Annotated in this window: 22 protein-coding genes; 14 read left to right on the forward strand and 8 right to left on the reverse strand. The window is 46.7% G+C overall.

Going from position 1 to position 22,275, the window contains the following annotated elements:
• Positions 1–104 precede the first annotated feature (104 nt).
• From pckA to hslR, 3 genes are all read right to left on the reverse strand, one after another.
• Complete coding sequence (gene pckA / locus R7D93_RS17910; protein WP_005379288.1) at positions 105–1,733, reverse strand: phosphoenolpyruvate carboxykinase (ATP); 1,629 nt, start codon at positions 1,731–1,733, stop codon at positions 105–107.
• A 336-nt stretch (positions 1,734–2,069) separates the two neighbouring features.
• Positions 2,070–2,945: an Hsp33 family molecular chaperone HslO gene (gene hslO / locus R7D93_RS17915; RefSeq protein ID WP_031780788.1), complete on the reverse strand. Its 876-nt coding sequence runs from the start codon at positions 2,943–2,945 to the stop codon at positions 2,070–2,072.
• Between the two features lie 31 nt (positions 2,946–2,976).
• Positions 2,977–3,363, reverse strand: a complete 387-nt coding sequence (gene hslR, locus R7D93_RS17920; protein WP_005379292.1) for a ribosome-associated heat shock protein Hsp15 — start codon at positions 3,361–3,363, stop codon at positions 2,977–2,979.
• Between the two features lie 253 nt (positions 3,364–3,616).
• On the opposite strand from hslR, the gene gspC reads away from it, so the two are divergent.
• Genes gspC through R7D93_RS17980 form a run of 12 tightly spaced genes read left to right on the forward strand, consistent with a single transcriptional unit; the run spans position 3,617 to position 14,925 of the window.
• Entirely contained in the window at positions 3,617–4,543 is a 927-nt protein-coding gene (gene gspC, locus R7D93_RS17925) for a type II secretion system protein GspC (RefSeq protein ID WP_115385654.1), read from the forward strand.
• Positions 4,544–4,579: 36 nt separating this feature from the next.
• Positions 4,580–6,598 (forward strand): type II secretion system secretin GspD, encoded by a 2,019-nt coding sequence (gspD, locus tag R7D93_RS17930; protein WP_005379295.1) that lies wholly within the window; start codon positions 4,580–4,582, stop codon positions 6,596–6,598.
• On the forward strand, positions 6,598–8,100 hold the full coding sequence (gene gspE, locus R7D93_RS17935; protein ID WP_005379296.1) for a type II secretion system ATPase GspE: 1,503 nt from the start codon (positions 6,598–6,600) through the stop codon (positions 8,098–8,100). Before gspD ends, gspE begins: the two co-directional genes overlap by 1 nt.
• On the forward strand, positions 8,100–9,317 hold the full coding sequence (gspF, locus tag R7D93_RS17940) for a type II secretion system inner membrane protein GspF (RefSeq protein ID WP_033905910.1): 1,218 nt from the start codon (positions 8,100–8,102) through the stop codon (positions 9,315–9,317). Before gspE ends, gspF begins: the two co-directional genes overlap by 1 nt.
• 59 nt (positions 9,318–9,376) lie before the next feature.
• Positions 9,377–9,820 (forward strand): type II secretion system major pseudopilin GspG, encoded by a 444-nt coding sequence (gspG, locus tag R7D93_RS17945; protein ID WP_005379298.1) that lies wholly within the window; start codon positions 9,377–9,379, stop codon positions 9,818–9,820.
• 29 nt (positions 9,821–9,849) lie between these two features.
• Positions 9,850–10,449: a prepilin-type N-terminal cleavage/methylation domain-containing protein gene (locus tag R7D93_RS17950; RefSeq protein ID WP_017635010.1), complete on the forward strand. Its 600-nt coding sequence runs from the start codon at positions 9,850–9,852 to the stop codon at positions 10,447–10,449.
• Entirely contained in the window at positions 10,436–10,825 is a 390-nt protein-coding gene (gspI, locus tag R7D93_RS17955) for a type II secretion system minor pseudopilin GspI (RefSeq protein ID WP_017635009.1), read from the forward strand. The genes R7D93_RS17950 and gspI overlap by 14 nt, the downstream gene beginning before the upstream one ends.
• Positions 10,812–11,489, forward strand: coding sequence for a type II secretion system minor pseudopilin GspJ (gspJ, locus tag R7D93_RS17960; RefSeq protein WP_047103742.1), 678 nt, complete (start codon positions 10,812–10,814; stop codon positions 11,487–11,489). Before gspI ends, gspJ begins: the two co-directional genes overlap by 14 nt.
• Positions 11,482–12,492, forward strand: a complete 1,011-nt coding sequence (gene gspK, locus R7D93_RS17965; protein WP_005382999.1) for a type II secretion system minor pseudopilin GspK — start codon at positions 11,482–11,484, stop codon at positions 12,490–12,492. Before gspJ ends, gspK begins: the two co-directional genes overlap by 8 nt.
• Positions 12,461–13,663 carry a type II secretion system protein GspL gene (gspL, locus tag R7D93_RS17970; RefSeq protein WP_213867102.1) on the forward strand — a complete coding sequence of 401 codons (1,203 nt, stop codon included), beginning with the start codon at positions 12,461–12,463 and terminating at the stop codon, positions 13,661–13,663. The genes gspK and gspL overlap by 32 nt, the downstream gene beginning before the upstream one ends.
• A 7-nt stretch (positions 13,664–13,670) precedes the next feature.
• Complete coding sequence (locus tag R7D93_RS17975) at positions 13,671–14,162, forward strand: type II secretion system protein M (RefSeq protein ID WP_005383002.1); 492 nt, start codon at positions 13,671–13,673, stop codon at positions 14,160–14,162.
• Between the two features lies 1 nt (position 14,163).
• Positions 14,164–14,925 carry a type II secretion system protein N gene (locus R7D93_RS17980; protein ID WP_137281636.1) on the forward strand — a complete coding sequence of 254 codons (762 nt, stop codon included), beginning with the start codon at positions 14,164–14,166 and terminating at the stop codon, positions 14,923–14,925.
• Positions 14,926–15,228: 303 nt separating this feature from the next.
• Here the strand turns inward: R7D93_RS17980 and cysQ are convergent, their stop codons facing one another.
• The 4 genes from cysQ to R7D93_RS18000 all read right to left on the reverse strand — a co-directional run bounded on the left by cysQ (position 15,229) and on the right by R7D93_RS18000 (position 18,254).
• Positions 15,229–16,056: a 3'(2'),5'-bisphosphate nucleotidase CysQ gene (gene cysQ / locus R7D93_RS17985; RefSeq protein WP_005379308.1), complete on the reverse strand. Its 828-nt coding sequence runs from the start codon at positions 16,054–16,056 to the stop codon at positions 15,229–15,231.
• A 44-nt stretch (positions 16,057–16,100) separates the two neighbouring features.
• On the reverse strand, positions 16,101–16,670 hold the full coding sequence (gene nudE, locus R7D93_RS17990; RefSeq protein ID WP_005379309.1) for an ADP compounds hydrolase NudE: 570 nt from the start codon (positions 16,668–16,670) through the stop codon (positions 16,101–16,103).
• 176 nt (positions 16,671–16,846) lie between these two features.
• Positions 16,847–17,431, reverse strand: a complete 585-nt coding sequence (gene nfuA / locus R7D93_RS17995) for a Fe-S biogenesis protein NfuA (RefSeq protein WP_005379313.1) — start codon at positions 17,429–17,431, stop codon at positions 16,847–16,849.
• A gap of 97 nt (positions 17,432–17,528) precedes the next feature.
• On the reverse strand, positions 17,529–18,254 hold the full coding sequence (locus R7D93_RS18000; RefSeq protein WP_025998648.1) for an amidophosphoribosyltransferase: 726 nt from the start codon (positions 18,252–18,254) through the stop codon (positions 17,529–17,531).
• Between the two features lie 84 nt (positions 18,255–18,338).
• On the opposite strand from R7D93_RS18000, the gene bioH reads away from it, so the two are divergent.
• On the forward strand, positions 18,339–19,106 hold the full coding sequence (gene bioH, locus R7D93_RS18005) for a pimeloyl-ACP methyl ester esterase BioH (RefSeq protein WP_005384724.1): 768 nt from the start codon (positions 18,339–18,341) through the stop codon (positions 19,104–19,106).
• Positions 19,107–19,230: 124 nt separating this feature from the next.
• Complete coding sequence (locus tag R7D93_RS18010) at positions 19,231–19,695, forward strand: hypothetical protein (protein WP_005379316.1); 465 nt, start codon at positions 19,231–19,233, stop codon at positions 19,693–19,695.
• A gap of 104 nt (positions 19,696–19,799) precedes the next feature.
• On the opposite strand, the gene R7D93_RS18015 is transcribed toward R7D93_RS18010, so the two are convergent.
• Positions 19,800–22,121 carry a Tex family protein gene (locus tag R7D93_RS18015; RefSeq protein ID WP_213867103.1) on the reverse strand — a complete coding sequence of 774 codons (2,322 nt, stop codon included), beginning with the start codon at positions 22,119–22,121 and terminating at the stop codon, positions 19,800–19,802.
• Positions 22,122–22,275: the final 154 nt, after the last annotated feature.

Consider the following 22,275-nt stretch of genomic DNA (forward strand, 5'->3'; position numbering starts at 1 on the left):
CTCAAAAGAGGGGCTTGAAGCAATTTTTGTAACTTGGCCTACGTAAAGGTGATAAGTTAATGCCAACTTTTCACTGAGCTTACGCGACGTCGCTGTTACTCGATTTAATCAATCTGAGGACCAGCCGCAACCAGAGATTTACCTTCAGCGTTGTCTGTGTACTTATCAAAGTTATTGATAAAGCGCGCTGCTAAATCTTTCGCTTTGCTTTCCCACTGAAGTGGGTCAACGTACGTGTCGCGAGGGTCTAGAATGCTAGGATCCACACCTGGTAGTGACGTTGGTACTTCAAGGTTGAAGATTGGAATGTGCTTAGTTGGTGCTTCTTCAATCGAACCATCAAGAATGGCATCAATAATTCCGCGTGTATCTTGAATAGAGATACGTTTGCCAGTGCCGTTCCAACCAGTATTCACTAGGTAAGCCTCAGCGCCCGCTGCTTCCATGCGTTTTACCAGTACTTCCGCGTATTTTGTTGGGTGGAGCGTTAGGAACGCCGCGCCGAAACAAGCAGAGAAAGTTGGTGTTGGCTCAGTAATACCGCGCTCTGTTCCCGCTAGTTTGGCGGTAAAGCCAGACAGGAAGTGGTACTTAGTTTGCTCAGGTGTCAATTTAGATACTGGAGGCAGTACGCCAAATGCATCGGCTGATAGGAAGATCACTTTATTCGCGTGACCGCCTTTTGATACTGGCTTAACGATATTATCGATATGGTAGATAGGGTAAGAAACACGTGTGTTTTCTGTTTTCGAACCATCATCAAAGTCGATAGAGCCATCGCCACGTACTGTTACGTTTTCTAGCAGTGCATCACGACGAATTGCATTGTAGATGTCCGGCTCCGCTTCTTTCGAAAGTTTGATGGTTTTTGCGTAACAACCACCTTCGAAGTTGAAGACACCGTCATCATCCCAGCCGTGCTCATCATCACCAATTAGCGCACGTTTAGGATCAGTCGACAGGGTCGTTTTACCCGTACCAGATAGACCGAAGAATACCGCTACATCGCCATCTTTGCCCATGTTAGCGCTACAGTGCATTGATGCGATGTCTTTTAGTGGAAGGAAGTAGTTCATCATGGCGAACATACCTTTCTTCATTTCACCGCCGTACCAAGTACCACCGATAAGTTGCATGCGCTCGGTTAGGTTAAATACGGTGAAGTTTTCTGAGTTCAGGCCTTGCTCTTCCCATTTTGGATTAGTGCATTTTGCGCCATTCATCACTACGAAGTCTGGTTCAAATGTCGCTAACTCTTCTTCTGTCGGGCGAATAAACATGTTTTTAACGAAGTGCGCTTGCCATGCGACTTCTGTGATAACACGAATGCTCAAACGTGTATCTGGGTTTGCACCACAGTAACCGTCAACAACAAACAAGCGTTTGTTAGAAAGCTGGTTTGTGACCAGTTCTTTTAGCTCGTCCCACACTTCAGGAGTGATTGGCTTGTTATCATTTTTCACTTGATCAGACGTCCACCACATATGTTCTTCTGTCGTAGCGTCTTTGACGATGTATTTATCTTTTGGTGAGCGACCAGTAAAGATGCCAGTGTCAACGGCAACCGCACCTAGTTCAGTAACCACGCCGCGCTCATAACCGGTTAGGTCTTCACGCGTTTCTTCCTCAAACAACATTTCGTAGCTTGGGTTGCGAATAACCTCTTTTACGTTATGCAGTCCGTGCTTGGTTAGATCAAGTGTTGCAGCCTTAGTATGTTCCATAACGGTCATAGGTGCTCCTTATAAGGATTTTGTAGGGATTTTGTAAGAATGTTTTAATTTTAATCTGCTCACCATGCTAGCAACGGGGCGGGGAGAAAACAGGGAGATAGCTCAAAATTTACCCATGATTTCAATGAGGTTTTAGGTAACCCGTCACATATTGGTGGGAATAGTCTATCGTGCACGCAATCCTTTGCGCTAGGGCAAAATCATTATTAATTGTTTAAAATTAAGCAGTTGTTTTATTACGCTTGAGGCTAGTTATTACGAGGGGTTGATCACAAAAAGGCCAGCATTAAGCTGGCCTTTTGTAGGGTAAATTACGTGCTTGATAAGCTATGTAAATTAATGCAGGGTTTTCTTGTCCGTAGAAGCTTGTGCATACAGTTCAGTGACTTCAGATTCGTCGAACGTATAAGTTGTGCCACAGTAATCACAATGTAAAGAAACTGATCCAACTTCTGCCAAAATGTCATAAATTTCAGCTTTCTCAACGGTGATGATTGCGGCACCGCTACGCTCACGAGAACAGCCACAATGGAACTCGACAGGTTGCGGCTCGTACAGACGTACTTTGTCTTGGTTATATAGTCGATACAATAACTCGTTCGCTTCTAAACCAAACAATTCTTCATCTTTTACTGTATCAGTGAGCTGCTCTAGATGTTCGAAATCATCTGGAGAGCCAGTGCCGTCAGGGATCACTTGAATCAACATACCTGCTGCGTGTGCTTTGCCCTCATGCTCACCAGTGCGGATCCATAGGCGCGTTTTTAACTGCTCTGAGTTTGCAAAGTAGCCTTCTAGCACTTCTGCTAAAGTGTCACCTTCTAATCCAACGACACCTTGGTAACGCTCGCCGTTTTTCGGTTCGATAGTGATCACAAGGTAGCCCTTACCCATTAGATCGTGAATGTTTGCGTCATCGGCAATATCGCCTTCCCAGCGAGCTACGCCACGAACACGTTGGTTATGGTCACCGTTGATAACGGCAAGAGACACAGGACCGTCGCCTTGTAGCTGGATGGTGATCGAACCTTCGAACTTAAGAGTGGCAGTTAAAAGAGTAGTTGAAACGAGTAGCTCACCCAGCAGTTTCTCTATTGCTGCCGGATATTCCTTGCTGGAGATAACACGTTGGTACGCTTCATCTAATTGTACCAACTCGCCACGTACTGAAAGATCTTCGAATAGGTAGCGGTTTAAAACATTATTTGCCATGGAGTGCTTTCCTCGTTGGTAATTCCGGCTTTTATTGGTGTTTGAACTTAATGATGTCTCGGCGCTGCTTTTTATCTGGGCGGCGTTCCGGACTTGGGTTGTGGGCATTAAGCTTACGTTGAGTCGCGTGTTCCTCACGTTTCGCTATACTTTCATTAGTTTCGCGATATAAGGTTTGTGCGATGGGAGCGCCTCGGCGTTGATCTGAGATTTGTTCGATGATCACGATTTTTTCTTCGTTGCCTTGACGAAGTCTTACTTCAGCGCCCACTTCAACGATTTTACTCGGCTTGCTTCGTTGGCCATTATAGTGGACTTTACCGCCATCGACCATGTTACGCGCGATGGAGCGGGTTTTGTAAAATCTTGCGGCCCATAGCCATTTATCTAGCCTAACGGCTTCATTTAGGGAACTCATAGAACACTACGCTATCTAATCACTGCCCGAATACGGCAATGAGTGATGGATTATTCACCTACAGATGGAGTCAAGGCGTATTTTTTTCAAGGGAGTTGGCAAAAACTGCATAAGAAAAAGGTATGAAAGACAACTTGTGATATAGTTCACTGCTCTTTGTTGAGTAATAATTTTATTGCAAATTTAGCAATTTAAAGTCGATAGCTATCGTTATAGCTTAAATGACGGACGTTAGAATAAAGGAATCCATTCAGTGAAACGTTTAGAGCTAAGTGCAGGATTATCAAGCAGACCGCTACTGGCTCAGATCAAGTCCAATCATTATACCATTCAAGCCAAACTTAGCTTGTTGCTTACCTGTCTGTTTATTGCGATAACCGGATGGATACTTGGCAAAATTGTGTGGTTAGCCATACCTCAATCGTCGGAAGTGCCGCAATGGCGTCCATCGGCGAGTAGCGTTACTGCGAGTAATAAAGGCGACGCGATAGATTTTAATGCCCTTCAGAATGCCAACCTATTCGGTAAATTCACTGAGCAAAAAGCGGCAGTTGTAGAACAGCCCATTGTTAAAGACGCCCCTAAGACGCGCCTTAACCTCACGCTAGTCGGTGCGGTTGCCAGCAGTGATGCCAATACCAGCCTTGCTGTTATTGCTAACCGAGGTAAGCAAGCTACGTACGGTTTGGGTGAAGAAATCGAAGGGACACGTGCGACGCTAAAAGCGGTATTGGTGGATCGCGTCATCATTGATAACCAAGGTCGAGACGAGACCTTAATGATGCAAGGTATAGAATATAAGAAGCTATCTGAATCGCCGCAGGTAGCTAGGGCGCAAGCTCAGCGAGCAGAAGCAGCGACGTCTGACGTTGGAGAGAAATTAGAGCAAATCCGCGAGGAAATTGCGAAAGATCCACAAAGCGTTTTTAAATACATCACCATTTCACCCGTCAAAAAAGACGGAGACATTGTTGGTTATCGAGTATCACCTGGTCGTGATGCCGCATTATTTAATGATGTAGGGCTACAACCCGGTGATATTGCGGTTCAACTGAACGGGATCGATTTAAGTGATCCGTCTTCTTCAGTACAACTGATGCAAGTGATGAGCGATCCGCAAGAATTAAATTTAACTGTTGAGCGAGACGGCCAACAGTACGATATCTATATCCAATTGTAAGACTTAGGCAACCGGCGTAAGTTCAGGGAGACATACGTGAAACATTGGTTCAGCAAAAGTGCTTGGCTACTAGCAGGAAGTTTACTCTGCGTACCAGGTGCAATGGCAAACGAATTTAGTGCGAGCTTTAAAGGCACTGATATTCAAGAATTCATCAACATTGTGGGTCGTAACCTCGAAAAGACCATCATTGTTGATCCTTCAGTACGCGGTAAGATCGATGTCCGCAGCTATGACGTACTTAACGAAGAGCAATATTACAGCTTTTTCCTTAATGTCCTTGAAGTATACGGTTACGCAGTCGTAGAGATGGACAATGGGGTACTTAAGGTTATCAAAGCAAAAGACTCAAAAACCTCAGCAATCCCTGTGTTAGGTGATGGCAGCGCGCAAGGCGATAGTGTTATCACTCGAGTTGTCGCGGTGCGTAATGTGTCGGTCCGTGAGTTGTCTCCTCTACTTCGTCAGCTGATTGATAACGCCGGTGCCGGTAACGTGGTTCATTATGATCCAGCGAATATTATCTTGATTACTGGTCGTGCGGCAGTAGTGAATCGCTTAGCAGAGATCATCAAGCGTGTTGACCAAGCCGGCGATAAAGAAATTGAATTGGTGGAGCTGCGTAATGCATCTGCTGCTGAAATGGTACGCATTGTCGAAGCACTGAATAAAAGTGCGAATCAGAAAAGCACGCCAGAGTTCCTTGAACCTAAAATTGTGGCCGATGAACGTACTAACGCGATTTTAATTTCTGGTGATCCAAAAGTAAGAGCCCGCTTGAAACGTTTGATTCGCCAACTTGATGTTGAAATGGCGACAAAAGGTAACAACCGAGTTGTGTACCTGAAAAATGCGAAAGCTGAAGACTTGGTGGATGTATTGAAAGGTGTTTCCGATAACCTGCAAGCTGAAAAGCAAGCCGGTCAGAAAACATCAGGCGCATCGCGTGGTGAGGTCGTCATTGCTGCTCACGCTGCAACTAACTCGTTAGTTTTAACAGCGCCACCAGATATTATGATGGCATTACAAGACGTCATTTCTCAACTCGATATTCGTCGTGCTCAGGTTCTTATTGAAGCGTTAATTGTCGAAATGTCTGAAGGTGATGGTATTAACCTAGGTGTTCAGTGGGGTTCATTAGAAACGGGTGCTGTAATTCAGTACGGTAACTCAGGAGCCCCGATTGGTCAGGTGATGGTTGGTCTAGAAGAAGCAAAAGATCAAACCCGAACTGAATACTATACCAACTCTAATGGCGAACGAACGCCATATGATGTTACTGAATCAGGTGACTACTCTACGCTAGCGTCAGCACTTAGCGGAGTAAATGGTGCGGCAATGAGTATTGTCATGGGTGACTGGACAGCGCTAATTAGTGCTGTTGCTTCTGACTCCAACTCAAACATTCTATCTTCTCCAAGTATCACTGTAATGGATAATGGCGAAGCATCATTTATTGTGGGTGAAGAGGTTCCGGTTATTACGGGCTCTACGGCTGGCTCAAACAACGACAACCCATTCCAAACGGTTGACCGTAAAGAAGTCGGTATCAAACTCAAAGTAGTGCCACAAATTAACGAAGGTGACTCTGTACAGTTAAACATTGAACAAGAAGTTTCCAACGTATTAGGCGCGAACGGTGCGGTTGACGTTCGCTTTGCTAAACGACAGTTAAACACCTCTGTCATGATCCAAGATGGTCAGATGTTGGTTCTTGGTGGTTTGGTCGATGAACGCGCACTTGAAAGTGAGTCTAAAGTGCCGCTATTGGGTGACATTCCGGTACTGGGTCACCTGTTCAAGTCAACTAGCACGCAAACAGAAAAACGTAACTTGATGGTGTTCATCAAGCCGACGATTATTCGCGATGGTGTGACGGCTGACGGTATTACGCAGCGTAAATACAACTTTATTCGCGCAGAACAGCTTTATAAAGCGGATCAAGGGTTGAAGTTGATGGCAGACGAGAAGATCCCGGTTATGCCAGCCTTTGGCCAGGAGCGTCAGCACCCAACAGAGATTCAAGCGTTTATTGATCAAATGGAAAACAACTAATGGTTGATATGTTAGACACAGCGCCAAGTATGCGTCGTCTGCCATTCAGTTTTGCCAACCGCTTTAAACTGGTGCTGGAGACAGAGCATCCTGAGCGTCCACCTATTCTTTACTATGTCGAGCCGCTTAACCCTGCGGCTCTGGTTGAAGTCCGTCGTGTATTAAAGAAAAGCTTCGTACCGCAACCTATCGATAAAGAAGCCTTTGATAAAAAGCTGACCGAAGCATATCAACGCGACTCGTCTGAAGCGCGTCAGTTGATGGAAGATATTGGTGCTGATAGCGATGATTTCTTCTCTTTGGCTGAAGAACTGCCGCACGATGAAGACTTATTAGAATCGGAAGACGATGCGCCAATCATCAAATTGATCAACGCCATGTTGGGCGAAGCGATCAAAGAAGGTGCGTCGGATATTCATATTGAGACGTTCGAGAAAACCCTTTCGATTCGTTTCCGTGTCGATGGCGTATTGCGTGAAGTCCTGACTCCAAGCCGTAAGCTAGCGCCTTTGCTAGTTTCTCGTGTGAAGGTTATGGCTAAACTAGATATCGCAGAAAAGCGTGTGCCTCAAGATGGCCGTATTTCGTTGCGTATCGGTGGTCGTGCGGTGGACGTGCGTGTATCTACGATGCCGTCCTCACATGGTGAGCGCGTGGTAATGCGTTTGTTGGATAAAAACGCGACTCGTCTTGATTTACATAGTTTGGGCATGACACCTTCAGTGCATGACAACTTCCGTCACTTGATTGGCCGCCCTCACGGTATCATCTTGGTGACGGGCCCGACAGGTTCTGGTAAATCCACCACCTTGTACGCTGGCTTGCAAGAGATCAATAGCAACGAACGCAACATTCTAACGGTTGAAGACCCGATCGAATTTGATATTGATGGCATCGGTCAAACTCAGGTGAACCCAAAGGTCGACATGACGTTTGCGCGCGGCTTGCGTGCCATTCTGCGTCAGGACCCGGATGTGGTGATGGTCGGTGAGATCCGTGACTTAGAAACCGCACAAATTGCAGTGCAAGCGTCCTTAACGGGTCACTTGGTAATGTCTACTCTCCACACCAACACCGCAGTGGGTGCGATTACGCGTCTACGTGATATGGGTATTGAGCCATTCCTTATTTCTTCTTCGTTATTAGGGGTGCTAGCGCAGCGCTTAGTTCGAACGCTTTGTCCAAGCTGTAAAGAGCCGTATGAAGCCGATGCGGAACAGAAAAAACTGTTTGGTATGGAAGCGCATGAACCGTTAGAACTGCACCGAGCAAAAGGCTGTGAAGCGTGCAACCAAAAAGGCTACCGAGGTCGAACAGGTATCCACGAGCTCATTATGGTTGATGAGCAAGTGCAAGAGTTGATTCATCGAGAGTCTGGTGAACAAGAAATTGAGAGAGCCGTTCGCGCCCATACGCCAAGTATTCGCAGTGATGGTTTAAGCAAAGTACGTCGTGGTATTACGTCACTTGAAGAAGTGATGCGAGTGACGAAGGAAACCTAATGGCGGCATTTGAGTACAAAGCGCTAGATGCAAAAGGCAAGCATAAAAAAGGCACGATAGAAGGGGACAACGCCCGACAAGTGCGCCAGCGACTCAAAGAGCAAGGGATGATCCCGATTGAAGTGGTCGAGACGAAAGCTAAATCGGCTAAGTCTTCAGGTTCAGTCAGCTTTAAGCGCGGTATCTCAACATCTGAGCTGGCACTCATCACACGGCAATTGTCTACGCTAGTCCAATCAGGAATGCCTTTGGAAGAGTGTTTGCGTGCGGTCTCTGAGCAGGCTGAAAAGCCGAGGATTCGTTCTATGTTGGCTGCGGTTCGCTCGAAAGTAACAGAGGGTTATCCGCTTGCCGACAGTTTTGCCGATTACCCACACGTGTTTGATGAACTGTACCGCTCCATGGTTGCGGCGGGTGAAAAATCAGGTCACCTCGATACCGTATTAGAGCGTTTGGCAGACTATGTCGAAAACCGCCAAAAGATGCGATCTAAATTGCTTCAAGCCATGATTTATCCTGTAGTTTTGGTGGTATTCGCGGTTGTCATCGTTTCGTTCTTATTGGCGACAGTGGTTCCTAAAATCATTGAACCCATCATTCAGATGGGCCAAGAGTTACCTCAATCGACGCAATTTTTACTGGCAGCCAGTGAGTTTGTGCAAGATTGGGGGCTGATTATTTTCGTTGTGCTGGTGGTGCTTTTCTATGGCCTCAAACTGGCGTTGCAAAAGCCAGACTTTCGCTTAGCTTGGGACAGAAAAATCTTGAGCTTACCGCTAATAGGTAAGATCTCTCGAGGTTTGAATACCGCACGATTCGCACGAACGCTTTCGATCTGTACTTCCAGTGCGATTCCAATTCTAGAGGGTATGCGCGTTGCGGTAGATGTTATGTCTAACCGTTATGTGAAGCAGCAAGTGTTGCTTGCAGCGGATAACGTTCGAGAGGGCGCTAGTCTGCGTAAGGCGTTGGACCAAACCCGCTTGTTTCCACCAATGATGCTACACATGATCGCCAGTGGTGAGCAAAGTGGTGAATTAGAGAGCATGTTGACGCGGGCAGCCGATAACCAAGATCAAAACTTTGAATCAACAGTCAATATTGCTCTGGGTGTGTTTACTCCTGCGCTGATTGCATTAATGGCTGGATTAGTGTTGTTCATTGTGATGGCGACCTTGATGCCAATGCTAGAAATGAATAACTTGATGAGCGGATAATTTCGAATTAAGACGTGTCTACTAACGGCATGGCTTTAATCTAACTTTCGGAGAAAAAAATGAAGTTTAAGCGTAGTAAACAACAGGGTTTTACACTTTTAGAAGTGATGGTTGTTGTAGTTATCCTGGGTATTTTGGCAAGTTTTGTTGTTCCAAACCTATTGGGTAACAAAGAGAAGGCAGACCAACAAAAAGCGATTACGGACATTGTCGCGTTGGAAAATGCCTTAGATATGTACAAGTTGGACAACAGCGTTTACCCAACAACGGACCAAGGTCTAGAAGCATTGGTTAGCAAGCCATCTAACCCAGAGCCACGCAACTACCGTGATGGTGGTTACATCAAACGTCTTCCTAATGACCCTTGGGGCAACCAGTACCAATACTTAAGCCCAGGTGATAACGGTACAATCGATATCTTCACTCTAGGCGCAGATGGCCAAGAGGGTGGAGAAGGTCCAGCTGCAGATATTGGCAACTGGAACATGCAAGACTTCCAATAATTGAGCCTAAGCCAGCACTAATGAAACAAATGCGAAAACATAACGGTTTTACATTGATAGAAATTCTATTGGTGCTGGTTTTGCTATCTCTTACGGCTGTGGCCGTGATCTCGACGTTACCGACTAGCCAAAAAGATCTTTCCAAACAGTATGCTCAAAGCTTTTTTCAGCGTTTACAGCTGCTCAATGAAGAAGCGGTGCTGAGCGGTAAAGATTTTGGTGTTCGAGTGGATGATGCCAAATCGACCTACGCTCTACTGAGTTTAACCTCAGAAGGTTGGCAGCCTCTGAAATTAAAGCAGATTCCGAGCAAAACCAAGCTAGAAGAAGATATTACGCTACAACTCGAGCTCGGAGGTGGTGCTTGGGATAATGATGAGCGCTTATTCAAACCAGGTTCTCTTTTTGATGAAGACATGTTCGCAGAAGAAGAGGACGAAAAGAAAATTGAGCCACCGCAAGTGTTTATATTTTCCAGCGCCGAAGTCACGCCATTTACCCTGTCTTTTTTTCCGCAAAATGGTGATGCCTTTAATGACGGTTGGCGAGTTATTGGCAAAGAAAGTGGACAAATTTTGTTATTAGCTCCGGGCGAAGAAGTGAAAGAGGATGAGAATGCGCAATTTTAAGCAAGCTCGCCCAAATTTGAGTCATCGCCGGACGAGAGGCATGACCTTACTGGAAGTATTGGTCGCACTGGCAATTTTCGCCACCGCTGCCATCAGTGTCATTCGCTCCGTGAGCCAGCATATTAATACAATCAGTTATTTAGAAGAAAAAATGTTTGCAGCCATGGTTGTGGATAATCAGATGGCAAATGTGATGTTGAATACCGGAGAACTCAAAGCGAAAAACGGCACAGAAGAGCTGGCAGGACGCACTTGGTTCTGGAAAGTCACGCCAGTCGCCACGACGCAGCCATTGCTGAAAGCATTTGATGTGAGCGTCTCGGTAGAGAAAAGCGCGAGCCCTGTAGTAACGGTACGAAGCTATGTGGCGCAATAATAATCCCCGCGCAAATACGCGCCAAAGGGTAAAAGGTTTTACACTTATTGAAGTGTTGGTATCGATTGCCATCTTTGCCAGTTTAAGTGTCGCTGCGTACCAAGTGGTATCGCAAGTACAGCGTAGCAATGCGCTATCACAAGAACGAACCCAACGCTTAAACGAAATTCAGCGTGCCATGGTTATGATGGATAACGATTTTCGTCAAATGGCGATGCGTCAAACACGTACTAATGGTGAAGAGCCTGCTAGCCGGCTAATTTTTTGGTCCGATTACCTGTTGGACTCCGATACTAAAGGGCTGATGTTTGCCCGTTTAGGTTGGCACAACCCTCAGCAACAGTTCCCTCGTGGAGAAGTAACCAAGGTTGGCTATCGCTTAAAAGAAGAAACACTGCAGCGAGTATGGTGGCGCTACCCTGATACGCCGGTTGGGCAACAAGGCACTGTTACTCCATTGCTAACGCAGGTCGAGTCATTTGATATGCGTTTTTATGATGGTAAGCAATGGAAAAAAGAGTGGGCTGAAGAAAAAGCGCTGCCGAAAGCGGTTTCTGTTGTTCTCACTCTCAAAGACTATGGAGAAATTGCCCGCACTTATCTCACTCCTGATGGCACATTGAGTCAGAAAGAGGAAAGTTCAGGAGACAGCAATAATGGTTAACCGTCAGCGCGGTGTTGCTTTGATTATAGTGTTGATGTTGCTGGCGATTATGGCGACGGTTGCCGCCAGCATGTCGGAACGTTTGTTCTTGCAGTTTCAGCGAGGCGCTAATCAAATCAATTATCAGCAAGCGTACTGGTACAGCCTTGGCGTCGAGGCGCTAGCAAAAGTGGGTATCGAACAAAGTTATAAAGACACCGACACGATTAATATGAGTCAACCGTGGGCGATAAAAGAGCAAGTCTATCCGTTAGATTATGGTCAAGCGGCGGGACGAATTAGAGACAAGCAAGCGTGCTTTAATCTAAATGTATTGAGTCGTGTGCAACCAACGGGTCAGCAAATTACAAGACCATATTTAGTGAATGTATTGCAGCGCCTATTAGAAGAGCTGGATGTCGAGCCATATCAAGCAGAAATCATTGCAGACTCTACTTGGGAATACATTGATGCTGACGACTCTGTCCGTTCGACTACTGGGGTTGAAGACAGCACATATGAAGCGATGAAGCCTTCCTATTTAGCATCAAATGGTTGGATGGCAGATGCTTCCGAGTTACGGGCTGTCTATCAGGTGAGTGGTGAAATTTTCCAAAAATTGGAGCCGCTGGTCTGTGCATTACCAAGTGATGACTGGCGTTTAAACGTGAATACGATTGATGTTGAGCAAACTCCGATTTTGGTGGCAATGTTCTCACCAAACTTAAGCAGTAGTGATGCGATTCAGCTAATTGAAAAACGCCCATTTGATGGGTGGGATAGCATTGATGAATTTTTAGCAGAGTCAGAAATGGCTGGCTTAAGTGAAGATGTAAAGAAAAACGCCAAAGGCTATTTGGGTGTGGATAGCGCCTTTTTTGAATTGGATGCACAAGTGTTGGTGGATGAATCACGTGTACGTATCCGAAGCCTTTTACAAAGTACAAATAGAGAAACGGTGACCGTAGTTCGCCGTCGTTTTGGAGGGATCAGTGAGCGAGTTTCTGACCGTTCGGCTGAGTAGCGAACAACAAAGTACCATTCCTTGGGTGGTGTGGTCGACAGATCAACAGGAAGTGATTGCTAGCGGTGAAATCGCCGGATGGGAACACTTAGATGAGTTGGTCTCATATGCTGGTCAGCGCCAAGTTGTGGCGCTGCTGGCGAGTAATGATGTAGTCCTGACGCAAGTGGATATACCACCTGGTGCAACACGCCAATTCGAGGCTATGTTACCGTACTTAGTGGAAGACGAAGTTGCTCAGGACGTTGATGGCCTGCACTTTAGCGTGTTGGGTAAACAAGCGGATAAAGCGCAGATTTGCGCAGTTGAACGTGCTTGGATTCAGACTGTACTGCAACGTTTCTCAAGCCAAGGTATCGCCATTAAACGCATTTTACCCGATGTGCTTGCGTTACCGGTTCGTGGAGATCACAGCAGTGCTGCAATGATTGGCGAGCAATGGCTAATTCGTCACTCTGCGACAGAGGGCGCGGTTGTCGACGCTTCTTGGTTAGACCTTTACCTCTCTTCTTATCTACAAAATCATGAAGGTTGGAAGCTCGATTGCTATAGCTCGGTCCCGGAATCTGCGTTACCTGAAATATGGGATCCGCAACCAGAAGAAATGACGATGGCTTTACTGGCGAAGGGGGTGACAGAAAGCAAAGTCAATTTGCTGACTGGGAGCTTCAAGCCGAAATCTTCTTGGGGTAAATACTGGAAGCTCTGGCAAAAAGCCACCATTGCTGCGGGGATGCTTATCGTCGTTATGGTTGCGCAGCAGTTGCTCGTGGTCCATAAGTACGAAGCACAAGCTCAAGCGTATCGTGAGGAGAGTGAGCGTATTTTCCGCCAGGTGTTCCCAAATAAACGACGCATTCCTACCGTTAGTTACCTCAAACGACAAATGGATGATGAAGAGCGCCGCTTATCTGGTGGAAGTGGTCAGCAGGCAATGTTGTCATGGTTGGCGGCATTACCCGCGACGCTTGGTCAGGTCAGCGACTTGGAGATCACTAGCTTTAAATACGACGGACAACGTGGCGAAGTACGTATTCAGGCTCGTAGTTCAGACTTCCAACCTTTTGAGCAGGCTCGTGTGAAATTGGCAGAGAAGTTTAATGTTGAGCAAGGTCAGTTGAACCGTAGCGATAACGTTGTGGTTGGCAGCTTTGTTTTGAAGCGTTTGTGAGGTGATGATGAAAAATTTAATTTCTCAAGCTCAGGTTTGGTGGAGCAGCATCTCGCAGCGTGAGCAGCGTTTGGTCATGGGATGTGGCGCTATTGCCGTTATCGGTATTATTTATTGGGGTTTATTACAACCAATGAGTCAACGTGCGGAGCTAGCTCAGTCACGTATTCAAAGTGAAAAGCAGTTGCTAGCTTGGGTACAAGATAAAGCGGATGGCATCACTGCACTGCGAAAAAGCAGCGGTGTGAGCTACTCTAGTCAACCGTTGAATCAGTTAGTTTCTTCTTCAGCTCGTCGTTATAAAGTTGAGTTGATTCGAGTACAACCTCGTAATGAGAGCGTTCAAGTGTGGATCAAACCACTCGCGTTTAATCAACTAGTGGATTGGTTACGTTACTTGAAAGAGCAACAGGGTATTGAAGTCGAATTTTTAGATATCGACCGAACAGAGCAAGCGGGCATGATCGATGTAAACCGCCTTCAGTTTAAGCGAGGTTAAGGTGAAGCGAGCAGTACTTTACGTTGTTATCTTTATCGTCTTTTTTTCAGTCAGTCTTTTAATGGGATTACCAGTCTCTTGGGTGTTACAACAAGCACCAACAGTGAGAGGTCTGGACATTCAAGGAGCCAACGGTTCGGTATGGCAAGGTCAAGCTTCTAGTATTCGTTGGCAGCGCCAGAACCTTGGAGAAGTTAATTGGGATTTCCAATGGTCGAGTCTACTGACAGGTAAAGCTGAGTTTGCTGTGCGCTTTGGTCGTGGTAGTGAAATGGACGTTCGTGGGCGCGGTTTTGTCGGCTATAGCTTAAGTGATGGCCCTTATGCCAAAAACTTAGTTGCCTCGATTCCGGCGGTAAAAGTTGTTGAGCAAGCGCGCCTCCCTGTGCCTGTTGGTGTTGATGGGCAACTTGAGCTGAATATTCGTCATGCGACTTATGCTGCGCCTTGGTGTAAGAACGGTGAAGGCACTTTAGTATGGAATGCCAGTGGTATTCAAAGCCCCGTTGGCAGCTTAGATCTCGGTCCTGTGATTGCCGATATAAACTGTCAGGATAGTGTATTGACGGCAACTGGTGAGCAGAGCAGCGAACAAGTCTCTGCGGCGTTCTCAGCAGAGCTGATGCCTAATCAACGATACTCAACCAAAGCGTGGTTCAAACCTGGAGCAGAGTTCCCATCCAGCATGGGGGAGCAATTGAAATGGTTGGGTAAGCCGAATGCTCAAGGTCAATATGAGTTTAATTACCAAGGGCGCTTCTAACCAATCGTGACAAAATCCAATATCTTAAAAGAGCTGCTATTGTGCAGCTCTTTTTGCTTTTGGATCATCGTAAGCTAAAACCTCTATTCGCTGTACATTCGATCTTGATTGGGAATGAGTGAAAGTTTAAAACCATGATTTTTAATTGATTTGTTTTCTTTCGTTCAGCTTTGCAAGCAATTGGAACATAGTGGGCCAAATACTCCAAGTGCTGTACAGAAGGTCAAAAAGAAAAGGCCACGAAGATATTCGTGGCCTTTCTATTGCTAGAATTTTGTGCTCTAAATTTTACCGATAGGGCGCTTAATCTTTGCGTTGTAAAATCTCATTCCAAGGTAAATCCGCATCACCAAGAACAATAAAGTTCGGGTTTTCTAGTGTTTCCCGCTCGTTATATGACAGCGGTTCTAATTGCGTGCTGAGAATACGTCCGCCAGCTTCTTCAACAATGCATTGTGTCGCAGCGGTGTCCCACTCACCTGTTGGACCTAGTCGGAGATAGCAATCTACCGCCCCTTCCGCGACGAGGCATGCTTTCAATGCTGCAGAACCGAGCGGTATTAAGTCGTAATTCCAGGCGCTACTCATACGGTTAGTAATACGATTGATGTCTTGGCGACGACTAATAGCAATTGCGATGCTTTGCTCTGGCTGTTCGTGTTTGTGTGTATGGATTTTGACGCTGTCCGACATGTCGGGAATTTTCCAGGCGCCTTTGCCATTATAAGCGTAGTAAGTCACGCCAGATACAGGGCCGTAAACGACGCCCATGGTTGGTCGATTGTTGTCGACCAACGCAATAATAGTGGCAAAGTCACCACTGCGAGCGATGAATTCTTGAGTACCATCAAGAGGGTCGACTAACCAATAACGTTCCCACTGAGCGCGTTGCTCTAAGCTTATGTCTGCGTCTTCTTCTGACAACACGGGAATGTCAGGCGTCAGATCACTCAAGCGTTCAGTGATGAACTTGTGAGCTGCAATATCTGCACTTGTTACGGGAGTTTCGTCACTTTTGGTGTAGGCCTCGTATTGCTTCTTTTCATATATTTCGAGGATCATTTGCCCAGCACTGCGGGCAATCTCGATGACTTGAGGAAGTAGGTGAGATAGATCTTTTGTCATTGGCATAAGTGATAGTCCTTACTCACAGTGTTATTCGGTTCTAATGACCGTTATTGGTTATGCTTGTGAGTGGTGTTTGGTAAGTGTTTCAGTGCCAACATTAGCGCTGTGATGCTTCGTGCTTCACAGAAATCCATGTGAGTTAATAACTCTTCGGCTTGCGCAAGTGGCCAACGCACAATTTCCAGTGGTTCAGGCTCATCGCCTTCTTGCTTCTCTGGATAAAGCGCCTGTCCTAAAAATAGAGTCATTTTGCTCGAAAAGTAAGATGGCGCGAGGATAACTTGTTTCAACGGGGTTAACTGATTACAGCCAAAGCCGATTTCTTCTTTTAACTCACGATCCGCAGCTTGGTGTGGTGTTTCTCCTGGGTCAATCAGCCCTTTTGGGAAACCTAGCTCGTAGCGTTCAGTTCCAGCGGCGTATTCACGCACCAGTAATAAATCGCCTTGTTCTGTTACAGGGACTACCATTACAGCATCTCGTCCACTTGGCTTCATACGCTCATAAGTACGGTGCTCACCATTGGAAAAACGAAGGTCGAGCGCTTCCACAGCAAACAGTTTGGATTTTGCAACCGTCTGGCATGAGAGTATCTCTGGTGGGGTTCGTTTCGGCATGACGCTGGCTCCTTGGTGTCGTTGGCGTTTACGAGATGCGTAAGATTCTTAATATATGAGAACTCCGCCTGAGTTTCTAGCGGATTTTACGAGTCGAGCTAAGCATCTCAGCATCACCTCAGTATCGATACAAAAATGGGAGACCGAAGCCTCCCATTTTCTGACAGTGTTTACTCTTAGTAGTAAGAGTGATCACCACGGTCATGTTCTGTAGCATCACGAACTGCGGTTAGTTCACCAATGAACTGGTTTAGCAGCTCTTTCTCGATGCCTTCTTTTAGTGTTACGTCAACCATAGAACAGCCATTACAACCGCCACCAAATGCAACAATCGCAACACCGTCTTCAGTGATCTCAACCAAGTTTACGTGACCACCGTGGCCAGCAAGTTGTGGGTTCACTTGAGTTTGGATAACGTACTCAACGCGCTCAACCAGTGGTGCGTCGTCCGCAACTTTACGCATTTTAGCGTTAGGTGCTTTTAGCGTTAGCTGAGAGCCCATTTTATCGGTAACAAAATCGATTTCAGCGTCTTCAAGGAATGGCAGGCTTAGCTCATCCACGTAAGCTGAAAAACCGCTGTAAGAGAGTTCAGTGTCGGTCGATTCTACTGCTTCTGGTGGGCAGTAAGACACGCCACACTCAGCGTTTTGTGTACCTGGGTTCACAACGAAAATACGAATGTTAGTGCCTTCAGGTTGTTGACCTAAAAGGTTAGCGAAATGCGTTTGCGCAGTTTCTGTAATAGTAATATTTGACACGACGAATACCCGAGTAAATTTGTAGGTTACTGCTGCTATTCTACTCTTGTTGACGTATGGGTCTAGTCTTTTTGATGCTAAGGCATGGCGAAGCGATCTAGAGAGAACGAGGAGCAGGTGTTCTGCAGATGCAGTAAATATCGATGCTTTCTACGCCAACTTCAAGTAGTAAATGACATAATTGTCGGACGGTACTGCCTGTGGTGACTACATCATCGACGATGGCAACATGGGAAGAGTGAGGTTGCTTATTGAGAATAAACGCGCCTTTTAAGTTTTGTTCACGGCTTGTTTTGGTATTACCACGCTGTGATTGGGCGAGCTTTACTCGACGAAAGACCTTCGCATCAAAATTAGTCTGCAATTGCTTGGCGAGGTGTCGGGCTAAAACATCACTTTGATTAAAACCCCGGCGCAGGTAACGCTGCCAGTGCAATGGCACACTGGTAATGATTGGAGCTGGCGTGGTGATGCGCTGTGCCAGTTGCTCGGTTAATGCTTTTACATGCCAAGACTCTCCGTGATCTTTAAAGCGTTGTACTTCCCGTGAAAGGGGAAAGTCGTAATCGCCTAACGTGTATAGCCTTTGCCATGGCGGTGGCTCTGAAAGACATTCACCACAAATACTATCCGTACTCATTTCTTCTTTCTGTAATGATAAACCGCAGCGTTGACATCGTTTTACCGGAGTTAGGTATTTTAAACAGTGCTCGCACCAGCGCAGAGTATTTGTGTGGCTTGGTGTTTGAATAGGGAACCGACACAGGCCGCATTGACTGCTCAATACACGATGCATGATGTTTTGCCAGTGATGAGATAACATAGCGTTTATTCATGATGATATTTTACTCAGCCTAACGCTTGGCTGAAGCCGTAGGGAATAAAATAAGTGGGAGAGATTGAGAGCATGAGCACGAAATTACACTGGCAGTCATTTGGTCAGGGACCAGATTTGGTGTTACTTCATGGGTGGGGCATGAATGGTGCGGTATGGCAGCAGACAGTCGAGTCTCTTCAACCTTATTTCCGAGTTCATGTGGTTGACCTTCCGGGGTACGGACATAGCGCCGAATCTCATGCTGAAGATTTAGACCATATTGCTAACTTGGTGGTGCAAGGTGCGCCAGAGAAAGCGATTTGGCTTGGTTGGTCCCTCGGAGGTTTAGTGGCGACGCATGTGGCATTAAATATGCCCGAGCGCGTGGCTAAGTTGATTACGGTTGCCAGCTCACCTAAATTTGCCGCAGAAAAACCGTGGCGTGGCATTCAACCGAATGTACTGAGTGCGTTCACCTCTCAGTTGCTAGAAGATTTCTCACTGACCATTGAGCGCTTTATGGCGTTGCAAGCGATGGGCAGCCCATCAGCGCGTAAAGACGTTAAACAGCTCAAGCAAGCGGTACTATCGCGCCCTCAGCCAAACCCTGAATCGCTGTTGGTTGGGCTAAACATCCTTGCTGATGTGGATCTGCGCGATGCGTTGACGTCTCTTTCTGTTCCAATGTTGCGTCTTTATGGCCGTTTAGATGGGTTGGTGCCAATTAAAGTAGCTAACGATTTAAGTGAACAGTTGCCTCATACCCAGCAGTTTGTTTTTAATCAGTCCTCTCATGCGCCTTTTATCACCGAACATGACGAATTTTGTGTTCAAATCCGAGAGTTTGCTCACGATTGAGCAAGTACGAGCGGAAATACCTCAAGTTGTTTAAAAAGTGGTCGATATAAAGGCTGGTGAGGTTTTATTAGCCAATAAAGCTAAGCCATATTGACGAGTTGGGCGACTCTGAGGAGGGTTCGCAATGATTGTGTCACCGACCAACGTAAGTGTGCCACTGATCGCCCCATCCGTGAATGTGCAGACGGAACAAGCAGCTCGCGACAATAAAGTCCGAGAGCCTGTAACGCCAACGGTCGCATTGGCCAAAACCAATGCAGAGCGAAAAGTAAAAGGTGATGACAAGCGCCGACGTCAGTCTTCTTGGGATCCTTCAGAGCATCCTGATTATGATATGGAAACGGAAGTCGACACGCGTTATCAAGAAGAGCCGGAAGATACACTAGAACGGCTTTTTAGTTTGCTTGCGCTCAAATCGTATAGTGAAGACCAGGGGAAAGGCTACGCGATCCGCTTTCGCTTACCAAAGCGCATTTTGGATGCTGCGATCAATGAAGGATTAATGGAAAAGCGCAGGAAGGTGATCAAGTTTCATTATGGTCATGCAGTCGCTCCCCATACACCGTCAGAAGTGATAGCAGTATTATGACGACTCAATATCCTACTCAAACAAAAACGCTCCAAGCAGGTTGACTGATTGGAGCGTTTTCTTTTTAGTTATGAAAGCTCGTTAGCGGTGAAGCCTAGGTAAGATTACTTTTTCGCTCTAGCAAACGCTGCAGCAAATGCACCGCCCATCGCGCTGTTCGATGACGAATCATCACGGCGAGGCTGACGACGCTGCGGTTGGTCATTACGACGCGGCGCTGCTGATGAGCGTTGGCTACGGTTGTCTTGACCCGGTTCGTCGTTCATACGCATCGATAGACCAATACGTTTACGCTGCACGTCAACTTCCATCACTTTCACTTTGACGATGTCGCCCGCTTTCACCACTTCACGTGGGTCAGACACATAACGATCTGTCAGTGCAGAGATGTGTACGAGACCATCTTGGTGAACGCCGATATCAACGAAGGCACCGAAGTTGGCTACGTTCGATACCACACCTTCTAGAATCATGCCCGGTTCCAAGTCAGATACCGAGTTTACACCCTCTGCAAACGTCGCCGTTTTGAATTCTGGACGTGGGTCACGACCCGGCTTGTCTAACTCTTTGATGATGTCTGTAATGGTTGGAACGCCGAAGTTATCGTCGGTGTAATCGACCGCATGCAGACCTTTAAGGAAGCTTGAATCACCAATCAGTGCTTTGATATCTTTGTTGTTCTTCTCAGAAATCGCTTTGACCACTGGGTACGCTTCTGGGTGAACCGCAGACGCATCAAGTGGGTTCTTACCATCCATGATTCGTAGGAAGCCTGCACACTGCTCGAACGCCTTAGGACCTAAACGAGGTACTTTCTTTAAGGTTGTACGTGCTTCGAAGCGGCCGTTCTCATCGCGGAAGTCGACAATGTTCTGCGCGATGGTACTTGATAAGCCTGCTACGCGCGTCAGTAGCGCCGCAGAAGCGGTGTTCACATCAACACCAACCGCGTTTACACAGTCTTCCACAATCGCATCTAGGCGTTTTGCCAACATAGATTGGCTTACATCGTGCTGGTATTGACCCACACCAATAGATTTCGGATCAATTTTCACGAGTTCAGCCAATGGATCTTGCAAACGACGTGCAATCGACACTGCACCACGCAGTGATACGTCCATATTCGGGAACTCTTTTGCTGCAAGCTCAGACGCTGAGTAAACCGATGCACCCGCTTCACTTACGATGATCTTCTGAACTTTCAGGTTGCCACGTTTGATGACGTCTGCGACAAAGCTGTCGGTTTCACGTGAAGCCGTACCGTTACCAATCGCAATCAAATCCACGTTGTACTTACGCACCAACTGCTCAACGATTTGTGCTGACTTGTCGTATTGTTTTTGTGGTGGGTGAGGGTAGATGGTTTCGGTTGCAAGCACTTTACCTGTTGAGTCGACAACCGCGATTTTTGAACCTGTACGCAGACCCGGATCGAGACCAAGTGTTGCACGAGGGCCAGCCGGTGCTGCCATCAACAAGTCTTTTAGGTTAGTGGCGAATACTTCAATCGCTTCGATTTCAGCGCGCTCTTTCATTGCGCCCATTAGCTCGGTTTCCATGTGCATCGATACTTTGATGCGCCATGCCCAGCTGATCACTTGCTTACGCCAGGTATCCGCCGGTGCGCTGCTTAGCGTTACGCCATAATGGTCGGCGATAATCGTTTCGCAGTAAGACTGACGAGCGCCTTCTTCCTGTTCTGGATCAGCGTTCATCGCCAATGTCAGGAAGCCTTCGTTACGGCCGCGTAGCATCGCCAGTGCGCGGTGCGATGGCACTTTGCTTAGGGGCTCGTTGTGGTTGAAGTAATCTTTAAACTTCTCGCCTTCTTGCTCTTTGCCTTCAACGACTCGTGAAACCAGTTCCGCATTGCGATTTAAGTGGTTGCGAATTTTTTCCAGTAAGTTTGCGTCTTCTGCGATGCGCTCCATGATGATCGCGCGAGCGCCATCCAATGCAGCTTTGGTGTCTGCGATGCCTTTGTCTGCATCAAGGTATTTGCTTGCTTCGCTTTCTGGCTCGGTTTGTGGATGATTCCAAAGTTGATCTGCGAGTGGCTCAAGACCAGCCTCAATCGCGATCTGACCTTTCGTACGACGCTTGGGTTTGTAAGGTAGGTATAAGTCTTCAAGACGAGTTTTGCTGTCTGCCTGCGCGATCTCTTGTTCTAGCTCTGGCGTCAGTTTGCCTTGCTCTTGGATTGATTTGAGGATGGTTTGACGGCGATCATCCATTTCACGAAGGTAAGACAGACGGCTGTCCAAAGTACGCAGCTGGGTATCATCAAGGCCCCCCGTCACCTCTTTGCGGTAACGTGCAATAAAAGGGACAGTGTTGCCATCATCAATTAGGGTGACAGCGGCGTTGACTTGCTCTGGGCGAACATTCAGTTCTTGAGCAATCATGCGACAGATAGCTTGGCTCATCCGTGTTTTCTCTTTTAATTCGGTTTGGGTTGTATAGAACATTGGGGTCATTCGAAGAATTTGCAATGTTTTAAATTAACGAGGCAAAAATTTACCGGGCGCTGGTGGACATCAGTCAGATTTATGTCAAAACTGTAATTAAATTGAGAACTTA

Source organism: Vibrio sp. YT-15, assembly GCF_033337445.1.
In the GTDB taxonomy this organism is placed as follows: domain Bacteria; phylum Pseudomonadota; class Gammaproteobacteria; order Enterobacterales; family Vibrionaceae; genus Vibrio; species Vibrio alginolyticus.

Coding starts and splice junctions, on each gene's coding strand:
- pckA (WP_005379288.1), bottom strand. CDS start 1,733: ATGACCGTTATGGAACATACTAAGGCTGCAACACTTGATCTAACCAAG.
- hslO (WP_031780788.1), bottom strand. CDS start 2,945: ATGGCAAATAATGTTTTAAACCGCTACCTATTCGAAGATCTTTCAGTA.
- hslR (WP_005379292.1), bottom strand. CDS start 3,363: ATGAGTTCCCTAAATGAAGCCGTTAGGCTAGATAAATGGCTATGGGCC.
- gspE (WP_005379296.1), top strand. CDS start 6,598: ATGGTTGATATGTTAGACACAGCGCCAAGTATGCGTCGTCTGCCATTC.
- gspF (WP_033905910.1), top strand. CDS start 8,100: ATGGCGGCATTTGAGTACAAAGCGCTAGATGCAAAAGGCAAGCATAAA.
- gspG (WP_005379298.1), top strand. CDS start 9,377: ATGAAGTTTAAGCGTAGTAAACAACAGGGTTTTACACTTTTAGAAGTG.
- R7D93_RS17950 (WP_017635010.1), top strand. CDS start 9,850: ATGCGAAAACATAACGGTTTTACATTGATAGAAATTCTATTGGTGCTG.
- gspI (WP_017635009.1), top strand. CDS start 10,436: ATGCGCAATTTTAAGCAAGCTCGCCCAAATTTGAGTCATCGCCGGACG.
- gspJ (WP_047103742.1), top strand. CDS start 10,812: ATGTGGCGCAATAATAATCCCCGCGCAAATACGCGCCAAAGGGTAAAA.
- gspK (WP_005382999.1), top strand. CDS start 11,482: ATGGTTAACCGTCAGCGCGGTGTTGCTTTGATTATAGTGTTGATGTTG.
- R7D93_RS17975 (WP_005383002.1), top strand. CDS start 13,671: ATGAAAAATTTAATTTCTCAAGCTCAGGTTTGGTGGAGCAGCATCTCG.
- cysQ (WP_005379308.1), bottom strand. CDS start 16,056: ATGCCAATGACAAAAGATCTATCTCACCTACTTCCTCAAGTCATCGAG.
- nudE (WP_005379309.1), bottom strand. CDS start 16,670: ATGCCGAAACGAACCCCACCAGAGATACTCTCATGCCAGACGGTTGCA.
- R7D93_RS18000 (WP_025998648.1), bottom strand. CDS start 18,254: ATGTTATCTCATCACTGGCAAAACATCATGCATCGTGTATTGAGCAGT.
- bioH (WP_005384724.1), top strand. CDS start 18,339: ATGAGCACGAAATTACACTGGCAGTCATTTGGTCAGGGACCAGATTTG.
- R7D93_RS18010 (WP_005379316.1), top strand. CDS start 19,231: ATGATTGTGTCACCGACCAACGTAAGTGTGCCACTGATCGCCCCATCC.
- R7D93_RS18015 (WP_213867103.1), bottom strand. CDS start 22,121: ATGAGCCAAGCTATCTGTCGCATGATTGCTCAAGAACTGAATGTTCGC.